Genomic DNA, 480 nt, shown 5'->3' with positions numbered 1-480 from the left:
TGTCGGCCAGCGGTGCTTCAGCATTAATATCGCGCGGGGCAGGTGCGCCGCCGGTGCGGTTGTAGCCGCCCTGATTTGGACGGTTCTGACCGGCAGGGCCACGGTTCTGGCCGCCAGAGCGATCACCCGAAGGACGATCGCCGCTTGGACGTGCAGCAGCAGGACGCACAGGTGCAGCCGGTTCGCGCTTGCGTGCTTCAGCTTCGGCTTTAGCCTTGGCTTCAGCTTCTGCCTTGCGGCGTGCATCTTCTTCAGCCTGACGGCGCTCAGATTCCAGACGCTCGATTTCACGGCGCTTTTCTTCTTCTGCGCGGCGGATAGCTTCTGCTTCTGCGCGTTTGCGATCTTCCGCATCACGGATTACCGCATCCTGAAGGGCGCGGCGACGTGCATCCATTTCCGAAGAGGACAGGGTGTTCAACACCATACCCGGACGGTCATTGGAACGGTTGCGCTGTTCATTGCGGCCACCCGGACGGG

The 480-nt window shown here is 62.1% G+C and carries 1 pseudogene; it reads right to left on the bottom strand.

From position 1 onward, the window contains the following. Positions 1 to 480, bottom strand: a pseudogene (locus A918_RS22065) (translation initiation factor IF-2); the annotation flags it as partial.

The organism is Pseudochrobactrum sp. AO18b, assembly GCF_000409565.1.
GTDB classification, from domain to species: domain Bacteria; phylum Pseudomonadota; class Alphaproteobacteria; order Rhizobiales; family Rhizobiaceae; genus Pseudochrobactrum; species Pseudochrobactrum saccharolyticum.
The sequence above is the reverse complement of the archived record's forward strand: the minus strand, read 5'-3'. Positions and strand labels throughout refer to the sequence as shown.